This is a genomic window from Streptomyces sp. NBC_00654, assembly GCF_026341775.1.
Classification (GTDB): domain Bacteria; phylum Actinomycetota; class Actinomycetes; order Streptomycetales; family Streptomycetaceae; genus Streptomyces.
Window position 1 is genome coordinate 912,427 of record NZ_JAPEOB010000001.1, and the last position, 18,501, is coordinate 930,927.

Here is an 18,501-nt window from a genome sequence, read left to right on the forward strand (position 1 = left end):
GCATGGTAGTGACGCGTAGAGCTCTGCTGATGCTGTCCGCCGCGGTCGCGGCGCCGGTGGCGAACACCGTGATGCCGGGGGCGGGGACGGGCGGCACGGCCGCCGCCGCACCGGCTGCCCAGGCCCAAGCCCAAGCCCAGGCCCCGGCCCCGGGTACGGGCGCGGGCGCGGGCGCGGGGGACGGGAATCCGCGGAACAACGTGCACGAGGTGCTGGCCCCGTCCACCGGGGACGCGTACGTCTTCTGAGAAGCCTTGCCGGGGGCGCGTGCCCCGGGGTGCCGGACGCGGCGCTCTTCAAGGCCGTCCCGCCGCCGTTACGCCGCCGTCCCGCAGCCGTTACGCCGCCGTCCCGCAGCCGTTACGCCGCCGCGTCGCCGAATTCGCGCACCGCGTCCGCGACGATCGTCTCCAGGTGCCCGTGGTGGGCGCCCCGCCAGTAGACGCGTGCGCACTCCGTGCACTGGGCGAACACGTCGTACGCCTGCTGGGTGCCGTGCTCCAGCCGCGCGCTGACGGACTCCTTGTCGGCCTCGGTCAGCATCCCGTTGCACGCGGTGCACCGGGTCCACGGCGCGAGGACCGGGGCGAACCGGCCGAGCACGTCGCGGAGCTGGTCCTGGGGCCGGTCGCTGTAGATGTAGGCCCCGGCCCAGATCTCCCGCCGCCGCAGCAGTCCGCGGTCCCGGGAGAGGAGGACCCGCCGCTCCCGCGCGGACAGGGTGGCCAGCGCCGGGTCGCCGATGTCCTCGCTCTCGTACGCCGTGTCGACGCCCAGGAGCCGCAACCGCCGTGCGAGCGTGCCCAGATGGACATCGAGCAGGAAGCGGAGGGGGGCGCCCGGGATCTGCTGGGGGCGCTGCACGGCGCGCACCTCCACGTGTTCGCCCGCCCCCGGGATGTGCGAAGGGTCCACGGGGCTTCCGCCGACGAGCAGTTGTCCGGCCTCGGTGAGCGGGACGCCGAGGGACTCGACGACATGGCCGAGCGTCGAGACGCCGTCCGTGGTGACGGCGGTGCGCCCCCCACGGCGCTCGTGTGCGACGAAGAGCCGTAGCTCAGGGGCTACTTCGAGGGTGATCTCGGGTCCGTTCACGTCGCCAGGATGCCACTGGAGGACGCGGGCATCCAGGGGTTTGCCGCGGGACGGTGGGGCGCGTGGACGGTCGGGGGAGGCGGACGGTTGTGTGCGCTCCGGGGCGGCCGCCGTACCTCCGGGGCCGGGCTGGAGAGTTTTCTTCGGCCAATGAATGGCTGATTTTGGCCGAATGCGGGTGCATGGACCAGAGGAGAGTGGATCCACCGCACAACCAGCGACCGGACCGGAACGAGGGGATTGCCGCATGCGTGGGGCGCCGGGCGAAGGAACCGTATTGGCCACCCCGCCGGATCTGGCGGCCGAACCACTGGTCCTGGCGGTCACCCGGGTGGCGGTCGACGTGCTCCGGCCCGTCGCGGAGCGGACCGCCGAGGAGGGGGTTCCCCGCTCGCACCTGGACGCCCTGGCCCGATGCGGTGCCCACGGTCTCGTCAGCTACGAACCCGCACCCGGCAGCGGTGTGTCCAGGGGCCGGGTGACCCGTGAGGTCCACGAGATCCTGTCCGCCGTCGACCCTTCCACCTGGTTCGTGTTCGTCCAGCACTACGCCCTGGTGAAAGCCCTGGTCAGGAGCGGCGATACGGCGCCGGCGGCCCGGTGGCTCCCCGCGCTCCTCACGGGCGGGAAGCTGGCCACCGCGGGCTTCGCCTATCTGCGGCATCCACGCCCGCCGGTGACCGCCGAACAGGTCGACGGCGGGTGGCGGCTGCGGGGACGCGTGCCGTGGATGACCGGCTGGGGCCTGGCGGACATGGCGATCATCGGGGCCGTCACCCCGGACGACCGGGCCCTGTTCGTACGGGCCGACTGCGCGCCCGGCAGCGGACTCGTCCGGGTTCCGTCGCGGGAGCTCTGGGCGATGCGGGGCACACATACGGCGGCGGTGGAGCTACGGGATCTCCTCGTACCGCCGGAGGACGTCATCTCCATCGGACCCAGGGCCGACTGGTCCCGGGACTACGACCTGGAGAACGCGAACTGCCACCCCGCCGTCCTCGGCCACATCCGTGCGGCCGTCGACCTGCTCCTGGGAGCCGCGCCCCGCGCGGGCGCGGCGTACGGGACGCTGGCCCACCGCCTGGCCGAGGAGGCCGCCCGGCTGCGCGCCGAGTCGTACGCCCTGCGCGACGAGCACGCCCCCGAGGAGGAGGTGGAGGCCCGGATCGAGAACCGCGCGGCCGTCCTGGACCTGGGGGTGCGGGCGGCGACGGCCTGTGTGGCGGCGACGGGGGGCCGGGCCGTCCAGTTCGGCGACACGGCGGGCCGGCTCGCCCGGGAGGCCCAGTTCCATCTGATCCAGGCGCAGACGTCGCAGCTGCGGGAGGCCGTGGCCCGGCGCACGCTCAAGAGCCTCTGACCGCCGCTCCGGCCGTCTCCGGCTGCCCGACGGCCCGCACGGGAACCTGTGGAACCGCGGCTCAGGGCCACACCAGGCAGTACGGCTGGTGTCCCGCGTCGTGCAGCCGGTGGGAGAAGTCCTGCCACTCGTGGAGCAGCTGGTAGACGTTGAACGCGTCGCGCGGGCCGCCGCGGTCGGGGACCGTGGACCAGATGAAGGCCGCCGCGCCGACCGACTCCTCACCGACGCCGCGCAGCGGGTCGACGACCGTCATGGGGAGCTTGACCACCGCGTAGTCGGGGTGCAGGACGACCAGTTCGAGCGGGGGGACCTTGTACAGGGGTATGCCCTGGATGCCGGTGAGGACCATGGCCGCCACCGTCTCCGGCTTGATCTTGGTGAACATGCCGCCCATGCCCAGTTCGTCGCCGCCCAGCTCCTCCGGGCGCATCGAAATGGGCACGCGTGCGGCGGTGGCCCCGTCGGGGGCACCGAAATACTTGTAGGTCACCCCCACCCGGCCACTGCTCCTGCTCCCGGGTCCCGAGACGTTCCCCGCCTGCCTGCCCTGTACGCGCTCAGCCTCACGCCGGTGCCGCCCTCGTCGGGCAGGCTCGGGCCCCAGGTCGTCGGTCCCTTCGCCCACTCCGCCACCGCGATGCATATCTCATCCACCCGACTACTTCTTAGGAGACACAGCCCCGCCGCGCAACCCGATCATCGTGTCAGTGACCTCCCCCGCGCGCGTGCGGTGAAACACCTGTCCGCAAGACCGTCCGTGCCTCTGACACCATGGCATGTGTGAGCTTTCCCCATGACGCCCCAGTTTCGCAGACGTGAGAGGGCCGACGCCCTTTCGTGATACGAGGAGAGCGCGCTCCCTGCTCACCGGTGGCCGAGATTTCCGGCCCGGCCCTCCGACACCCGAATCGCAGATCAGGACCAAAGTGGCGTATTCATACGAAGCCCCAGTTTCGCAGTCGCTGTTCGACCGTGCGTCCGTCGTGACGCCCGGCGGCGTGAACTCTCCCGTACGTGCCTTCCGGGCCGTGGGCGGTACGCCCCGGTTCATGGTGTCCGGCAGCGGTCCGTATCTCACCGACGCGGACGGCCGCGAGTATGTCGACCTCGTGTGCTCGTGGGGGCCGATGATCCTCGGCCACTCGCACCCCGAGGTCATCGCCGCGGTCCAGGACGCGGTCGGCCGGGGAACCTCGTTCGGTACGCCCGGTGAGGGCGAGGTCGCGCTGGCCGAGGAGATCGTCTCCCGTATCGAGCCCGTCGAGCAGGTGCGTCTCGTCTCGTCCGGCACCGAGGCGACCATGTCGGCGATCCGGCTGGCCCGCGGTTTCACCGGCCGGGCCAAGGTCGTGAAGTTCGCCGGGTGCTACCACGGACATGTCGACGCGCTGCTCGCCGCCGCCGGGTCCGGGGTCGCGACCTTCGGGCTGCCCGACACCCCCGGTGTCACGGGTGCCCAGGCCGGCGACACGATCGTGCTCCCGTACAACGACCTGGACGCCGTGCGGGCCGCGTTCGCCGCGCAGCCCGGCGAGATCGCCTGTGTGATCACCGAGGCGTCGCCCGGCAACATGGGCGTCGTCCCGCCGCTGGACGGTTTCAACGCCGGGCTCAAGGAGATCTGCGCCGCCAACGGTGCCCTCTACATCTCCGACGAGGTCATGACCGGATTCCGCACCTCCAGGGCGGGCTGGTACGGCATCGACGGCGTCCGGCCCGACCTGATGACGTTCGGCAAGGTCATGGGCGGCGGCTTCCCCGCCGCGGCCTTCGGCGGGCGCGCCGACGTGATGGCGCACCTCGCTCCGGCCGGTCCCGTCTACCAGGCGGGCACCCTGTCGGGGAACCCGATCGCCACCGCCGCCGGTCTCGCCCAGCTGCGCCTGCTCGACGACGCGGCGTACGCGAAGGTCGACGCGGTCTCCGCCGAGCTGCGGGGGCTGGTGAGCGAGGCGTTCACCAAGGAGGGCGTCGCCCACACGGTGTCCGCGGCGAGCAACATGTTCTCCGTGTTCTTCACCGACGAGCCCGTCCGCGACTACGAGGACGCGAAGAAGCAGGAAGCGTTCCGCTTCACCGCCTTCTTCCACTCGATGCTGGCCCAGGGTGTCTATCTGCCACCGTCCGCCTTCGAGTCCTGGTTCGTCTCCACCGCCCACGACACGCAGGCCGTCGAGCGGATCGCCGCCGCCCTGCCCGCAGCGGCCCGTGCCGCATCGGAGGCCACCGCATGAGCGAGAACGGAAGCAGCGAGAACGGAAGCAGCGAGAACGGAAGCAGCGGGAGCGCGGGCAGCGCGAACACCGGGCGCGCGAACGCCGGGCGCGCGGGCGACATCACCGTCGTGCACCTCATGCGCCACGGAGAGGTGCACAACCCGGAGGGCGTCCTGTACGGGCGGCGCCCCGGCTACCACCTCTCCGAGCTCGGCCGCCAGATGGCCGACCGGGTCGCCGAGCACCTGGAGAAGCGCGACATCACCCATGTCGTCGCCTCCCCGCTGGAGCGGGCCCAGGAGACGGCGGCCCCGGTCGCCAAGGCGCACGGCCTGGACCTGGCGACGGACGAACGTCTCATCGAGGCCGCCAATGTCTTCGAGGGCAAGACCTTCGGAGTCGGGGACGGGGCGCTGCGCAAGCCGGACAACTGGAAGCACCTGACCAACCCGTTCCGGCCGTCCTGGGGCGAGCCGTACATCGAGCAGGTCGTACGGATGATGGGCGCGCTCGACGCGGCGCGCGACGCGGCCCGGGGGCACGAGGCGGTCTGCGTCAGCCACCAGCTGCCCATCTGGATCGTGCGGTCCTTCGTGGAGCGGCGGCGGCTGTGGCACGACCCGCGCAAGCGCCAGTGCACGCTGGCCTCACTGACCAGCTTCACCTACCGGGGCGACAAGATCGTGTCGGTCGGGTACTCCGAGCCGGCGCGGGACCTGGTCCCGGCGCATCTCCTCGCGGGCGCGAAGCCGGTGAAGGGGAAGTCGAAGGCCTTCGGGGCGTAGGGGCGGGCCTCCGCCCGTTCGGGGCGTAGGAGGCGTTCTCCGTCCGGGCCCGTCCGGTGGCGCGCTGTCCTCAGCCGCCGGACGGGCCTTCGGCATGTCCGGGCGCGTACGCGTGCCCCTGTGCCGCCTGTGCCCCTGTTGCCCCGGGGCCGGGCCGTTCTCGATCGCCGTACGGGCCGGAACTGCCCGGCGGATCTGCCCGGCGGATCTGCCCGGCGGGTCTGCTCGGTGTGCAGATTCGGTAAGGGTCTGGTTCCGTCAGGAAAATTGTGTTAATCGGGGGAACCCTCGTGTTGCTTCACCCATCTAAGCCTTCGCCAGTTTGTATGGACTTGAGGTAAAACGACCGCAGATGGGGACCGCATGCGCGAGATCAACCGAAGGGGACTGCTCGGAGCCGGACTCGGGGCCGCGGCGGCGATCGGAGTCGCGGGCTGTGGTTCCTTCGGCTCCGGGAGCGACAGCCGGTCGGGCCACGGCAAGGGCGACCAGGGCACCGATGGGAACGGCCGCGGCAGCGGCACCGCGAAGAAGGACGTCCGGCTGATCGGTGACGGTTCCACCGCCGATACCGGAAAGCAGCCGAATCAGCCCGCCGCCCCCGTCCGGCTCGAACCCGGCCAGAAGCCGCCGCAGTTCGTGATCTTTTCCTGGGACGGCGCGGGCGAGGTCGGCAACGGGCTCTTCCCCCGCTTTCTCGAACTGGCCAAGGAACACGACGCGGCGATGACCTTCTTCCTCTCCGGGCTGTACCTCCTGCCCGAGTCGAAGAAGTCCCTCTACCGCCCGCCGAACAACCCCCGGGGCGCTTCCGACATCGGATATCTCACCGACGGTCACGTCAAGGAGACGCTGAAGTACGTCCGTCAGGCGTGGACCGACGGCCATGAGATCGGCACCCACTTCAACGGGCATTTCTGCGGCGGCTCCGGCTCCGTCGGCAACTGGACCCCCGCGCAGTGGCACAGCGAGATCAATCAGGCGGTGTCCTTCGTCACCGAATGGCGCACCAATACCGGCTGGAGCGACCTCGACCCGCTGCCCTTCGACTACCGCAAGGAACTCGTCGGCGGACGCACTCCCTGTCTGCTCGGCCAGGACAATCTGCTGCCCACGGCGAAGAAGCTGGGCTGGCGCTACGACGCGAGTTCTCCCGGCGGCCGTCAGATGTGGCCCGAGAAGCGCCAGGGCGTCTGGGACCTCCCGCTCCAGGGGATGCCGTTCCCCGGGCACTCCTTCGAGGTCCTCTCGATGGACTACAACATCCTCGCCAATCAGTCGAAGAATTCGACCAAGGGAATGACCTCGCGTTATCCGGGCTGGCGCACCCAGGCCACCGGCGCGTATCTCGCCGGATTCCAGCGTGCGTACGAGACCAATCGCGCGCCCTTCTACATCGGCAACCACTTCGAGGAGTGGAACGGCGGTATCTATATGGACGCCGTCGAAGAAGTGATCAAGAAGGTCGCCGGTAAGCCGGATGTGCGCCTCGTGTCCTTCCGGCAGTTCGTCGACTGGCTCGACGCGCAGGATCCCGCAGTGCTCGCCAAGCTCCGTTCGCTGGAGGTCGGCCAGTCGCCCGCGGGTGGCTGGAACAACTTCTTTAAACAGGCTTGACAAGGGGCTTTACGGGCAGTGAGGGGGGTGCGGGAGATCGTGGAAACTGCCATGCGAAACTTTTCACATGAGCTCTGGCCGCGCATCCCGACGCCGCTTCACCCTGCTCGCCGCCACTGCTGTGGCCGGTGCCCTGACCCTCTCCGCGTGCGGGGACGGCAACAAGGTCGGCGGTGGCGGAAGCACCAACTTCGTCACCGGCAGCAGTGGGATCTCCACCGTTCCCAAGGGCGAGCGGACCGCCGCACCGAAGCTGGACGGAACGAGTCTGGACGGCAAGCCCCTCGACCTGGCCGACTACAAGGGCAAGGTCATTGTCCTGAACGCCTGGGGCTCCTGGTGCGGACCCTGCCGCGTTGAGGCCAAGCACTTCGTGAAGGTGGCGGAGGAGACCGCGGACCAGGGTGTCCAGTTCATCGGGATCAACGTCCGGGACCCGCAGAAGGACCTGGCGGTGAACTTCGAGAAGGACTACGGCGTCACGTATCCGAGCTTCCACGACCCGACCGGAAAGCTCATTCTCCGCTTCCCCAAGGGCACCCTGAACCTCCAGGCCATCCCCTCGACGGTCGTCATCGACCGGGACGGGAAGATCGCCGCCCGCACGCTCCAGGCCCTGAACGCGGAGAAGCTGCACACGATGATCGACCCGCTGATCGCGGAGAAGTGATCCGGTGATCACGCTCGCCGCATCCAGCGGGACCGTCGAGGGCGGGGCCCTGCTGGTGGCACTGCCGCTCGCCCTCCTGGCCGGGCTGGTCTCGTTCTTCTCGCCCTGTGTCCTGCCCCTGGTCCCCGGCTATCTCAGCTATGTCACCGGGGTCAGCGGCACCGACCTGGCCGAGGCCCGGCGCGGCCGGGTCGTCGCGGGCGCCTCGCTCTTCGTACTCGGCTTCACCGCCGTCTTCGCCTCCAGCGGAGCGCTCTTCGGCTACTTCGGCCAGGAGCTCCAGGAACACTCCGGCCTGTTCAACAAGATCCTCGGTGTGCTGATGATCCTCATGGGGATCTTCTTCATGGGGCTGCTGCCCGGGGTGACGCAGCGCGAGTTCCGCTTCCACAAGCGGCCGGTGGCCGGACTGGCCGGAGCACCGCTGCTGGGCGCCCTGTTCGGGATCGGCTGGACGCCCTGCATCGGCCCGACGCTCGCCTCCGTACTGACCCTCTCGTTCGACCAGGGCACCGCCGGACGCGGGGCGATACTGACCGTCGCGTACTGTCTCGGACTCGGCGTCCCCTTCGTCCTGGCGGCCGTCGCCTTCCGCAAGGCGCTCGGTGCCTTCGGCTGGGTCAAGCGCCACTACGCATGGGTCATGCGGATCGGCGGCGTCATGATGATCGTGACCGGAATCCTTCTGCTGACGGGCCTCTGGGCGACGCTCATGCAGGAGATGCAGGTCTGGTCCAACGGCTTCACTGTGGGGATCTGAGTTCATGAGCAAGACGAACACCACGGACGAGCGCGAGCAGGAGCGTGAACTCGGCGCCGCCGGGGAACAGCTCTCCACCGCCCCGCGCGAGGAGCGCCCCGAGCGCGAGTCCGGCAGCACCGTGCCCGCGATGGGCGTCATCGGCTGGGCCCGCTGGTTCTGGCGCCAGCTCACCTCGATGCGGGTCGCGCTGATCCTGCTGTTCCTGCTGTCGCTGGGCGCCATCCCCGGCTCGCTGATCCCGCAGAACAGCGTGGACGAACTGAAGGTGCAGACCTTCAAGGAAGCCCACACCACGGTCACGCCGATCTACGAGAAGCTCCAGTTCTTCGACGTCTACAGCTCGGTGTGGTTCTCCGCGATCTACATCCTGCTGTTCATCTCGCTGATCGGCTGCATCGTCCCGCGCACCGGCCAGTTCATCGGCCAGCTGCGCAGCCGCCCGCCGGGCGCGCCGAAGCGCCTGACCCGGCTGCCCGCGTACACGACATGGCGCACCGCGACCGACCCCGAGCAGGTCCGCGAGGCGGCCCTGGCCACCCTGCGCAAGCGGCGTTTCCGCGCGCACGCGGTGGGCGACGCGGTCGCCGCCGAGAAGGGGTACCTGCGCGAGGCGGGGAACCTGATGTTCCATGTCTCGCTCATCGTGATGCTGGTGGCCTTCGGCGCCGGGCAGCTGTTCAAGTCCGAGGGCGGCAAGCTGATCGTCGAGGGTGACGGTTTCTCCAACACGCTCACCCAGTACGACGACTTCAAGTCGGGCTCGCTGTACGACACCGACTCGCTCATCCCGTTCAGCTTCACCCTCGACAACTTCGTCGGCACGTACGCCAAGAGCGGCCCGCAGCGCGGTACGCCCCGGACGTACGAGGCCCGTGTGACGTACTCCGAAGGTGCGTACGGCAAGCCGAAGAAGTCCGTCATCAGGGTCAACGAACCGCTGGTCGTCGACCACACCAAGGTCTATCTCAACGCGCACGGCTACGCCCCCGTCATCACCGTCAGGGACGGCAGGGGCAAGGTCGTCTCGCGGGGCGCCGTGCCGCTGCTGCCGATCGACAACAACGTCACCTCGACCGGTGCGATCAAGGTGATGGACGGCTACCGGGACAAGAACGGCAAGAAGACCCAGCTGGGCTTCCAGGCCTTCTTCGTCCCGACCTTCGCGGGCGACGGCATGGGCACGATGTTCTCCCAGTTCCCCGCCGCCGACTACCCGGTCCTGGCCCTGAACGGCTACCACGGGTCCCTCGGCGTCGACTCCGGGCTGCCGCAGAACGTGTACCAGCTGGACAAGTCCGACATGAAGGAGTTCAAGAACGCCGACGGCGAGCAGCTCAAGGAGCGGCTGCGCCCCGGCGAGACGATGAAGCTGCCCGACGGCGCCGGCTCGATCACCTTCGAGAGCGTCCAGGAGTGGGCCAGCTTCCAGATCTCGCAGCAGCCGGGCACCGGCTGGGCGCTCACCGGAGCCATCGCCGCCATCGCCGGACTCGCCGGGTCGCTGTTCATCCAGCGCCGCCGGGTGTGGGTGCGGGCGGTCCGCGGGGCGGACGGTGTCACCGTCGTCGAGATGGCGGGACTGGGCCGCAGCGAGTCCGCGAAGCTTCCCGAGGAGCTGGCCGATCTCGCGGTCGAGCTCAACCGCACGGCGCCCATCGCGGCCGCCGTCACCAACGGCCCCGCCGTCGCAGACGACTCCGGGTCCGATTCCGTATCACCTGCCGAAGAACCTGCCGAAGGGGCTGAGAAGTGAATCTCGCCGCCGCAACCAACGAGAACCTGGCGCACACCAGCAATGTGCTGATCTATTCGTCGATGGCCGTCTACACCCTGGCCTTCTTCGCGCACATCGCGGAGTGGGTCTTCGGCAGCCGCAGCAAGGTCGGCCGTACCGCCGCGGCGCTGGCCGGGACCGGCGCCACGGCCGCGGACTCCACGGTGAAGGTGCGGGTCGCCGGGAAGAACGGCGCCACCGCCGTCCTGGAGCGCCCCGCGATCGTCACCCGCGCGGCCGCCGGCACCCGGGACGTCCCCGACGGCCCCGGCGCGGCCGGCGGCACGTTCAAGGGCGACATGTGGGGGCGGATCGCGGTCTCGCTGACCGTCGTCGGCTTCCTCGTCGAGGCGGGCGGCGTCGTCGCCCGCGCGCTGTCGGTGGAGCGGGCCCCCTGGGCCAACATGTACGAGTTCTCCATCACCTTCTCCACGGTGGCGGTCGGCGCGTACCTGGTGCTGCTCCTGCTGAAGAAGAACGTCCGCTGGATCGGTCTGCCGCTGGTCACCACGGTCCTGCTGGACCTCGGCATCGCCACCACCACGCTCTACACCAACAGCGACCAGCTGGTGCCCGCACTGCACTCGTACTGGCTGTGGATCCACGTCTCCACCGCCATCCTCTGCGGCGCCGTCTTCTACCTGGGCGCGGTCGGCACGGTGCTCTACCTGTTCCGGGACAGCTACGAGAACCGGATCGCCAGCGGTGGTACGCCGGGGAAGTTCGCCACCTCCGTGATGGAGCGGCTGCCCGCCGCGTCGACCCTGGACAAGTTCTCGTACCGGATCAACGCCGCCGTCTTCCCGCTGTGGACGTTCACGATCATCGCGGGCGCGATCTGGGCGGGCGACGCCTGGGGCCGCTACTGGGGCTGGGACCCCAAGGAGGTCTGGTCCTTCATCACCTGGGTCGCGTACGCCACGTACCTGCACGCCCGCGCCACCGCCGGGTGGAAGGGCCGCAAGGCCGCCTACCTGGCGCTCATCGCCTTCGGCTGCTGGCTGTTCAACTACTACGGCGTGAACATCTTCGTCACCGGCAAGCACTCCTACGCCGGGATCTGAGACCTCGCTACGCGAAACGGCTGCCCGCCCCCGTGCGAAGGGGGAGGGCAGCCGTTCCCGTGCGGGGCCGTGGGCCCGTGGGCCTGTGGAGGACCCGGGAGGTCAGGAGGAAGCCGGCGGGGCGGGGTCCTCCGGGCCGGCGCTGCCCTCGCGGCGCTTGATCTCCTCCTCGCGGCGGCGCAGGTCCGCCTCCCAGTCCTTGAGGAGCGACTCGTCCTTCTTGTTCTCGTCCTTCAGCGCCTTCAGGAACTCCGGATTGTCGTCCGGTGCCACCCACTGGGTGCGGTGGCTGCGGTGCCACTCGGAGGGCGTACGGCCCCCGGTCGGCGCCTGGCGCATCTTGCCGGCGGCGAGCCACACGATCGGACCGACGATCCAGAACAACAGGATGATGAAGACCCAGGCCACCTTGGGCAGATGCTTGGCCTCGTCCTCCGGAGTGTTCAGGCAGTCGATGAACGCGTAGATCGTCAGCGCCAGCGGCAGGAGATAGATCAAGGCCCTGAGCATGGTGGGACGTCCCCCTGGGAGCGGCGGCGGGGCCGGCGGGCCCCGGTGACGCGGCCAGGCTACCGGCTGCGGGTGGACTTGCCGGGCCCGGAGTCGGGGGAGCCCCGGCGGACGGCCGGGGCGGGGATGACAAACTGGACGGCATGGCTTACGACGATCTTCGCTCCCTGCTCCGGGCTCTTGAGCGTGAGGGCGATCTCAAGCGCATCAAGGCCGAGGTCGACCCGCACCTGGAGGTCGGTGAGATCGTCGACCGGGTGAACAAGGCGGGCGGTCCCGCGCTGCTCTTCGAGAACGTCAAGGGCGCCTCGATGCCCCTGGCCATGAACGTCTTCGGCACCGACCGGCGGCTGCTCAAGGCGCTCGGGCTGAAGTCGTACGCCGACATCAGCGACAAGATCGGCGGGCTGCTCAAGCCGGAGCTGCCCCAGGGCTTCATCGGCGTGCGGGAGGCCTTCGGGAAGCTCGGCTCGATGGTGCACGTGCCGCCGAAGAAGGTGAAGGGCGACAGCGCTCCGGTCCAGGAGGTCGTCCTCACCGGGGACGACGTGGACCTCGACCGGCTGCCCGCGCTCTTCACCTGGCCCGAGGACGGCGGCTCCTTCTTCAACCTGGGGCTCACGCACACCAAGCACCCCGAGACCGGCGTACGGAACCTGGGGCTGTACCGGCTCCAGCGCCACGACAAGCGCACCATCGGGATGCACTGGCAGATCCACAAGGACAGCCGCAACCACTACCAGGTCGCCGCGAAGCGCGGGGAGCGGCTGCCGGTCGCCATCGCCTTCGGCGCCCCGCCCGCGGTGACGTACGCCTCGACCGCGCCGCTGCCCGGGGACATCGACGAGTACCTCTTCGCCGGGTTCATCCAGGGCAAGCGGATCGAGATGGTCGACTGCAAGACCGTGCCGCTCCAGGTCCCCGCACAGGCCGAGGTCGTCATCGAGGGGTGGCTGGAGCCGGGCGAGATGCTGCCGGAGGGGCCCTTCGGCGACCACACCGGCTTCTACACCCCGCAGGAACCGTTCCCCGCGCTGACCATCGACTGCGTCACCATGCGCAGGCGGCCGCTGCTCCAGTCCATCGTGGTGGGCAGGCCGCCGACCGAGGACGGGCCGCTGGGGCGGGCCACCGAGCGGTTCTTCCTGCCGCTGCTCAAGATCATCGTGCCGGACATCGTGGACTACCACCTGCCGGAGTCGGGCGGCTTCCACAACTGTGCGATCGTCTCGATCGACAAGAAGTACCCCAAGCACGCCCAGAAGGTGATGAGTGCCGTCTGGGGCGCGCACATGATGTCGCTGACCAAGCTGATCGTGGTCGTGGACGCCGACTGCGATGTCCACGATCTGCACGAGGTCGCCTGGCGGGCGCTGGGCAACACCGACTACGCCCGTGACCTGACCATCGTCGAGGGGCCGGTCGACCACCTCGACCACGCCTCGTACCAGCAGTTCTGGGGCGGCAAGGCGGGCATCGACGCGACGAGGAAGTGGCCCGAGGAGGGTTACACCCGGGACGGGGGCTGGCCCGAGATGGTCGAGTCCGACCCGGAGACGGCGGCGAAGGTCGACCGCCGCTGGAAGGAATACGGACTGTGAGTGCCGCCGACGCAGCGCTGGGCTCCGGCTCCGGCTCCGCAGAGCCGAGCAGCAGGATCAAGGCGTTTCTGCGGCTCGTGATGATCGAGCACTCGGTCTTCGCGCTGCCCTTCGCGTACATCGCCGCGCTGACCGCGATGTTCCGGCTGGACGGGAACATCCACTGGGGCACGCTGCTGCTCGTCACCCTGGCGATGGTCGGGCTGCGTACGTTCGCGATGGCCGCCAACCGGATCATCGACCGGGAGATCGACGCCCGTAATCCGCGTACGGCCAACCGGGAACTGGTCACCGGTGCGGTGTCGGTGAAGTCGGCGTGGACGGGGGCGCTGGTCGCCCTCGCGGTCTTCCTCGGCGCCGCCGCGCTGCTGAACCCGCTGTGCCTGGCGCTCGCGCCGCTCGCGGTCGTGCCGATGGTCGTCTACCCGTACGGCAAGCGGTTCACGAACTACCCGCACGCGATCCTGGGCCTCGCCCAGGCCATAGGGCCGGTCGGTGCCTGGCTCGCGGTGACCGGCAGCTGGTCGTGGGACGCGGTGATCCTGGGGCTCGCCGTCGGTATCTGGATCGGCGGCTTCGACCTGATCTTCGCCTGTCAGGACGTGCAGGCGGACCGGGCCCACGGGGTGCTGTCGGTCCCGGCCCGCTTCGGGATCCCGGCCGCGCTGTGGGGCGCACGGGTCTGCCATGTGATCACGACCGGGATGCTGGTCTGGTTCGGGCTGGCCACGGACGCGGAGTACTTCTACTGGATCGGCATGGCGATCGTCGCCGTGGCCTTCGTCTACGAGCACCGCGTGGTGCGGCCGCACGATCTGTCCCGGCTGAACCGGGCCTTCTTCTCCGTCAACGGCTTCATCGGCATCGCCCTCTTCGCGTGCGCGCTGCTGGATCTGGTGGTGCGCGGCCTCACACCGTGACGGCCCGGGGTGTGCGGCGGGTGCGGCGGAAGGCGAAGGCCGCGCCGACCCCGCCGATCAGCCCGAAGAGGTGCCCCTGCCAGCTGATGCCGGAGTCGGTGGGCAGGACGCCCCAGAGCAGTGAGCCGTAGACCGCGGCGACGACGAGGCCGACCACGATGTCGAGCGGCCGGCGGTCCACGAAGCCGCGGACCAGCAGATAGCCGAAGAGGCCGAAGACGACCCCGGACGCGCCGAGCGTCACGGTGTCCGGCGGTGCGGTCAGCCAGACGCCGAGGCCGCTGACCAGGATGACCGTGAGGACCACGGCGGCGAATCTGCGTATCCCGGCGAGAGCCGCGATGAAGCCGAGGACCAGCAGCGGAACGCTGTTGGAGGCGACATGGTCCCAGCCGCCGTGCAGGAACGCGGACGGCACGATGTCGCGCAGCTCGGCCGGTTCGCGCGGGGTGACGCCGTAGGTGTCCAGGGCGTGTCCGGTCGCCGTGTCGATGCCTTCGAGGACCCACAGCAGGGCGACCCAGCCCGCCATGAGCGCGCCGGCCGTCCGCGCCCGTGCGCCGGTGGTCGTCGTGGTGGCGTTCGTACGGATGTCTCTCATGGCTGGTCCCTGCCCCCGGCTCGCCCGTCACCCTGGGAACGTCCCTCGCCCCCGCGCGGTTCCGGGCGGGGTACGCGGACGTGTTCCGGGTGCGGTGTACGCAGAGGCGCCGGATAGGCTCGCGGGTGTGAAATCCGGGACTTCAGTGACTCAGCGGCAGCGACGGCCTTGGATTGTCGGGGTGTCCGGCGCGTCGGGGACCCCGTTCGCGGCCGCGGTCCTGCGTGGCCTGCTGGCGGGCGGCGAGAGTGTGGACCTGGTGGTGAGCCGTGCCTCGCGGCTGACCCTGCTGGACGAGACAGGCATCGCCTTCCGCGACGCGCACTGGCGGCAGGACCTGCGTGGCTGGCTGGCGCGGGGGGCGGACGGGAAGCCGGACACCTTCGAGGTGGGCGCGGCGGAGCTGGACCGGGTGCGGTACTGGGCGGCCGGTGACCTGGCGGCCGGGCCGTCCTCGGGCTCGTACCCGGCGAAGGGGATGCTGATCGTTCCGGCGTCGACGGCCTGTGTGGCCGGAGTGGCGCTCGGTCTGTCGAAGGATCTGCTCCAGCGGGCCGCGAGCGTGACGCTCAAGGAGCGGCGCACGCTCGTCGTCGCGGTGCGCGAGACGCCGCTGAGCGGTCGGACGCTGAAGCAGATGGTGGCCCTGGACGAGGCGGGCGCCGTGGTGCTGCCCGCCTCTCCGGCGTTCTACGCGGGGGCGACGCACATCCAGGATCTGGTGGACTTCGTCGCCGGGCGGGTGCTGGACGCGGCAGGGGTGCCGCATCAGCTGTACCGCCGCTGGGAGGGAGAGCTCGGTGGCGGCTCTCGCGGCTCGGAGGACTGAGCGCGCGGCCGGCCGGGGAACCGGCCGGGCGGTCGCGCCCGGGGCTGATCCGGTGGGGTCAGCGCTTCTTGGCGGCGCGCGGGTTGCGCGTCTTGTCGACGCGGTGCGCGGCGGTGGGCTGGTGGGCACGCGAGCGGTTGGCCAGGTCCTGCAGCTCGCGCATCCGGGCGTAGGCCATCTCGATCGTGTACACGGTGACTTCACTCCTGAAGATTCGAAAGCGTTTCTTGGATGTTCTGAAAGATTTGCAGGGCGTCGACCCTGCATGCCTTAGATTCTACACGTAAACTCGCGGTACTGCTGAACAATGGAAGGTTCCAGTCATATGGACGCGGTGGACAGGCAGCTCATCCAGGCCCTCAGGGAGAACGGCAGGGCCTCGTACGCCGAGCTCGGGCGGCTCGTCGGGCTCTCCGGGCCCAGCGTCACCGACCGCATCAACCGGCTGGAGACCGCCGGGGTCATCACCGGATATCGCGCCACCGTCGACTCCGCCTCGCTGGGTCTCGGGGTCACCGCGCTGATCGGCATCTCGCTGTCGGACGCCGCCGACCACGAGGACGTCGCGCGCCGGCTGAAGGACCTCGCGGAGATCGAGGACTGCTGGTTCATCGCGGGCGACGACTCGTACATGCTCAAGGTGCGGGTCGGTGACGTGGACGGCCTGGAGAAGACGATCCGCAGGCTCAGCGGCACGAAGGGCGTCTCCCGGACCCGTACCACCATCGTGCTGTCCACCAAGTGGGAGAACCGGGTCGGAGAACTTCCGGAAGAGCCGTAGGCGTACGGTGGGCGGAGTCTGTTACACGGAGATATGGGAGGCGCCCTAGTGGACGCGGGACTCAAGCGCGAGCTGGAGGAGAAGGTCCGGGCCGGCGAGCGGCTGACCCGCGAGGACGGGATCGCCCTCTACGAGTCCGACGATCTGGCGTGGCTCGGCGGGCTGGCCCATGAGGTGCGCACGCGCAAGAACGGCGACGTCGTGCACTTCAACGTCAACCGTCACCTCAACATGACGAACGTGTGCACCGCGTCGTGCGCGTACTGCTCCTTCCAGCGCAAGCCGGGGGAGAAGGACGCGTACACGATGCGCATCGAGGAGGCCGTCCGCCTCGCCAAGGCGATGGAGAACGAGAACCTCACCGAGCTGCACATCGTCAACGGGCTCCACCCCACCCTTCCGTGGCGCTACTACCCGCGCTCGCTCAGCGCGCTGAAGGAGGCCCTGCCGAACGTAGGGCTCAAGGCGTTCACGGCGACGGAGATCCACCACTTCGAGACGATCTCCGGGCTCTCGGCATCCGAGATCCTCGACGAGCTGATCGAGGCCGGTCTGGAGTCGCTGACCGGCGGCGGCGCGGAGATCTTCGACTGGGAGGTCCGCCAGCACATCGTCGACCACGACACCCACTGGGAGGACTGGTCGCGCATCCACCGTCTCGCGCACGAGAAGGGGCTCAAGACCCCGGCGACGATGCTGTACGGGCACATCGAGGAGCCCCGTCACCGCGTCGACCACGTGCTGCGGCTGCGGGAGATGCAGGACGAGACCGGCGGGTTCCAGGTCTTCATCCCGCTGCGCTACCAGCACGACTTCGTGGACATGAAGGACGGCAAGGTCCGCAACAAGCTCCAGGCGCGTACGACGATGGCGACCGGCGCCGAGGCGCTGAAGACCTTCGCGGTCTCCCGGCTGCTGTTCGACAACGTCCCGCACGTCAAGGTGTTCTGGGTGATGCACGGTGTGCAGACCGCCCAGCTCGCGCTCCAGCACGGCGCGGACGACATGGACGGCTCCGTCGTCGAGTACAAGATCACGCACGACGCGGACAACTACGGCACGCCGAACAAGCTCGGCCGTGACGACCTGCTGGACCTGATCCGCGACGCGGGCTTCCGGCCCGTCGAGCGGAACACCCGCTACGAGATCCTGCGCGAGTACCCGGGTCCGGACGCCGGCCGGCGCGAGGAGCCGCAGCCGATGCGGGTCTGAACCATGTCCGCGTGAGGTGATTCCGCCGTACGGGATCACCGGCACGAAAGCCCCGGCCGCCGTCCCGGCCGGGGCTTTCTCGCGTTTCGGACGGGGTTGAGTGTCGACCCTGGTAATGGTTACTCTCGCCGAATGGCACTTACGTTTGAGCTTGACCCCGCGTTCGACCGGTCCCTGCGCGACGGCATCACCGAGCTGTGGGCCGATGTCACCGACGCGGGCGGCGCTGTCGGCTTCGTACCGCCCGCCAGTGCCGAGGAGATCCGGCCGGAGCTGCTCAAGCACCTCGTCTCGATCGTCGAGGGCCGCACCCGGCTGCTCGTCGGCTACGACGGGAACGGCGCCGTCGCCGCCACGGCCTTCCTCGCCCACAACGCGCACCGGCTGATGAACCACTGGATGTGGCTCTACACGGTCATGGTCCACCCCCGTCACCAGGGGCGGGGCTTCGGCCGGGAGCTGATGGCCGCGGCGGCCGACGCGGCCCGCGGGATCGACGGCATCGAGGCCATCCGCCTCACCTGCCGGGGCGGCACCGGGGCCGACCGCTTCTACGCCTCCTGCGGATACAAGGAGGTGGGCCGGGTGCCGGGCGCGATCCGGGTCGCCGACGGGGACGACCGCGACGACATCATCATGCTGCTCCCGCTCCACGGCTGAACCGCCGTGCGCCCGGCCGCCCGGCCCCGGCGGACCCGGC

Annotated in this window: 20 protein-coding genes; 15 read left to right on the forward strand and 5 right to left on the reverse strand. The window is 69.8% G+C overall.

Annotation, left to right across the window (positions count from 1 at the left end; all coding sequences use genetic code 11):
* Nucleotides 1-2: 2 nt before the first annotated feature.
* On the forward strand, nucleotides 3-248 hold the full coding sequence (locus tag OHA98_RS03935) for a hypothetical protein (protein WP_266922699.1): 246 nt from the start codon (nucleotides 3-5) through the stop codon (nucleotides 246-248).
* A gap of 112 nt (nucleotides 249-360) precedes the next feature.
* Here the strand turns inward: OHA98_RS03935 and OHA98_RS03940 are convergent, their stop codons facing one another.
* On the reverse strand, nucleotides 361-1,095 hold the full coding sequence (locus tag OHA98_RS03940) for a Mut7-C RNAse domain-containing protein (RefSeq protein ID WP_266922700.1): 735 nt from the start codon (nucleotides 1,093-1,095) through the stop codon (nucleotides 361-363).
* A gap of 277 nt (nucleotides 1,096-1,372) precedes the next feature.
* Here OHA98_RS03940 and OHA98_RS03945 point away from each other — a divergent pair, with 277 nt between their 5' ends.
* Nucleotides 1,373-2,455: an acyl-CoA dehydrogenase family protein gene (locus OHA98_RS03945; protein WP_266922701.1), complete on the forward strand. Its 1,083-nt coding sequence runs from the start codon at nucleotides 1,373-1,375 to the stop codon at nucleotides 2,453-2,455.
* Between the two features lie 61 nt (nucleotides 2,456-2,516).
* Here the strand turns inward: OHA98_RS03945 and OHA98_RS03950 are convergent, their stop codons facing one another.
* Entirely contained in the window at nucleotides 2,517-3,101 is a 585-nt protein-coding gene (locus OHA98_RS03950) for a hypothetical protein (RefSeq protein WP_266922702.1), read from the reverse strand.
* A 283-nt stretch (nucleotides 3,102-3,384) separates the two neighbouring features.
* Here OHA98_RS03950 and hemL point away from each other — a divergent pair, with 283 nt between their 5' ends.
* From hemL to ccsB, 7 genes are all read left to right on the forward strand, one after another.
* Nucleotides 3,385-4,692: a glutamate-1-semialdehyde 2,1-aminomutase gene (gene hemL, locus OHA98_RS03955; protein ID WP_266922703.1), complete on the forward strand. Its 1,308-nt coding sequence runs from the start codon at nucleotides 3,385-3,387 to the stop codon at nucleotides 4,690-4,692.
* A 119-nt stretch (nucleotides 4,693-4,811) separates the two neighbouring features.
* Nucleotides 4,812-5,459: a histidine phosphatase family protein gene (locus tag OHA98_RS03960; RefSeq protein ID WP_266927699.1), complete on the forward strand. Its 648-nt coding sequence runs from the start codon at nucleotides 4,812-4,814 to the stop codon at nucleotides 5,457-5,459.
* A 363-nt stretch (nucleotides 5,460-5,822) separates the two neighbouring features.
* On the forward strand, nucleotides 5,823-7,076 hold the full coding sequence (locus OHA98_RS03965; protein WP_266922704.1) for a hypothetical protein: 1,254 nt from the start codon (nucleotides 5,823-5,825) through the stop codon (nucleotides 7,074-7,076).
* A gap of 67 nt (nucleotides 7,077-7,143) precedes the next feature.
* Entirely contained in the window at nucleotides 7,144-7,746 is a 603-nt protein-coding gene (locus tag OHA98_RS03970; protein WP_266922705.1) for a TlpA disulfide reductase family protein, read from the forward strand.
* A gap of 4 nt (nucleotides 7,747-7,750) precedes the next feature.
* A complete protein-coding gene (locus OHA98_RS03975; RefSeq protein ID WP_266922706.1) occupies nucleotides 7,751-8,506 on the forward strand; it encodes a cytochrome c biogenesis CcdA family protein in 756 nt (251 codons plus the stop codon).
* Nucleotides 8,507-8,510: 4 nt separating this feature from the next.
* Nucleotides 8,511-10,262, forward strand: a complete 1,752-nt coding sequence (locus tag OHA98_RS03980; RefSeq protein ID WP_266922707.1) for a cytochrome c biogenesis protein ResB — start codon at nucleotides 8,511-8,513, stop codon at nucleotides 10,260-10,262.
* Nucleotides 10,259-11,347, forward strand: a complete 1,089-nt coding sequence (ccsB, locus tag OHA98_RS03985; RefSeq protein WP_266922708.1) for a c-type cytochrome biogenesis protein CcsB — start codon at nucleotides 10,259-10,261, stop codon at nucleotides 11,345-11,347. The genes OHA98_RS03980 and ccsB overlap by 4 nt, the downstream gene beginning before the upstream one ends.
* A 102-nt stretch (nucleotides 11,348-11,449) precedes the next feature.
* Here the strand turns inward: ccsB and OHA98_RS03990 are convergent, their stop codons facing one another.
* Nucleotides 11,450-11,857 carry a PLD nuclease N-terminal domain-containing protein gene (locus OHA98_RS03990; RefSeq protein WP_266922709.1) on the reverse strand — a complete coding sequence of 136 codons (408 nt, stop codon included), beginning with the start codon at nucleotides 11,855-11,857 and terminating at the stop codon, nucleotides 11,450-11,452.
* 143 nt (nucleotides 11,858-12,000) lie between these two features.
* On the opposite strand from OHA98_RS03990, the gene OHA98_RS03995 reads away from it, so the two are divergent.
* Nucleotides 12,001-13,458 carry a menaquinone biosynthesis decarboxylase gene (locus tag OHA98_RS03995; protein ID WP_266922710.1) on the forward strand — a complete coding sequence of 486 codons (1,458 nt, stop codon included), beginning with the start codon at nucleotides 12,001-12,003 and terminating at the stop codon, nucleotides 13,456-13,458.
* Nucleotides 13,455-14,378: a menaquinone biosynthesis prenyltransferase MqnP gene (mqnP, locus tag OHA98_RS04000; protein WP_266922711.1), complete on the forward strand. Its 924-nt coding sequence runs from the start codon at nucleotides 13,455-13,457 to the stop codon at nucleotides 14,376-14,378. Before OHA98_RS03995 ends, mqnP begins: the two co-directional genes overlap by 4 nt.
* On the opposite strand, the gene OHA98_RS04005 is transcribed toward mqnP, so the two are convergent.
* Nucleotides 14,368-14,979 carry a rhomboid family intramembrane serine protease gene (locus OHA98_RS04005; RefSeq protein ID WP_266922712.1) on the reverse strand — a complete coding sequence of 204 codons (612 nt, stop codon included), beginning with the start codon at nucleotides 14,977-14,979 and terminating at the stop codon, nucleotides 14,368-14,370. The two genes, mqnP and OHA98_RS04005, sit on opposite strands and share 11 nt — an antisense overlap.
* A gap of 145 nt (nucleotides 14,980-15,124) precedes the next feature.
* Here OHA98_RS04005 and OHA98_RS04010 point away from each other — a divergent pair, with 145 nt between their 5' ends.
* Nucleotides 15,125-15,808 (forward strand): UbiX family flavin prenyltransferase, encoded by a 684-nt coding sequence (locus tag OHA98_RS04010; RefSeq protein ID WP_266922713.1) that lies wholly within the window; start codon nucleotides 15,125-15,127, stop codon nucleotides 15,806-15,808.
* Between the two features lie 58 nt (nucleotides 15,809-15,866).
* On the opposite strand, the gene OHA98_RS04015 is transcribed toward OHA98_RS04010, so the two are convergent.
* Entirely contained in the window at nucleotides 15,867-16,001 is a 135-nt protein-coding gene (locus OHA98_RS04015) for a hypothetical protein (protein ID WP_266922714.1), read from the reverse strand.
* 132 nt (nucleotides 16,002-16,133) lie between these two features.
* Between OHA98_RS04015 and OHA98_RS04020 the strand changes: the two genes are divergently transcribed.
* The 3 genes from OHA98_RS04020 (at nucleotide 16,134) to OHA98_RS04030 (ending at nucleotide 18,461) form a co-directional block, all read left to right on the forward strand.
* Entirely contained in the window at nucleotides 16,134-16,589 is a 456-nt protein-coding gene (locus OHA98_RS04020; RefSeq protein ID WP_030588629.1) for an Lrp/AsnC family transcriptional regulator, read from the forward strand.
* Between the two features lie 48 nt (nucleotides 16,590-16,637).
* Nucleotides 16,638-17,801: an aminofutalosine synthase MqnE gene (gene mqnE / locus OHA98_RS04025; RefSeq protein ID WP_266927701.1), complete on the forward strand. Its 1,164-nt coding sequence runs from the start codon at nucleotides 16,638-16,640 to the stop codon at nucleotides 17,799-17,801.
* Between the two features lie 132 nt (nucleotides 17,802-17,933).
* Nucleotides 17,934-18,461 (forward strand): GNAT family N-acetyltransferase, encoded by a 528-nt coding sequence (locus OHA98_RS04030; RefSeq protein WP_266922715.1) that lies wholly within the window; start codon nucleotides 17,934-17,936, stop codon nucleotides 18,459-18,461.
* Nucleotides 18,462-18,501: the final 40 nt, after the last annotated feature.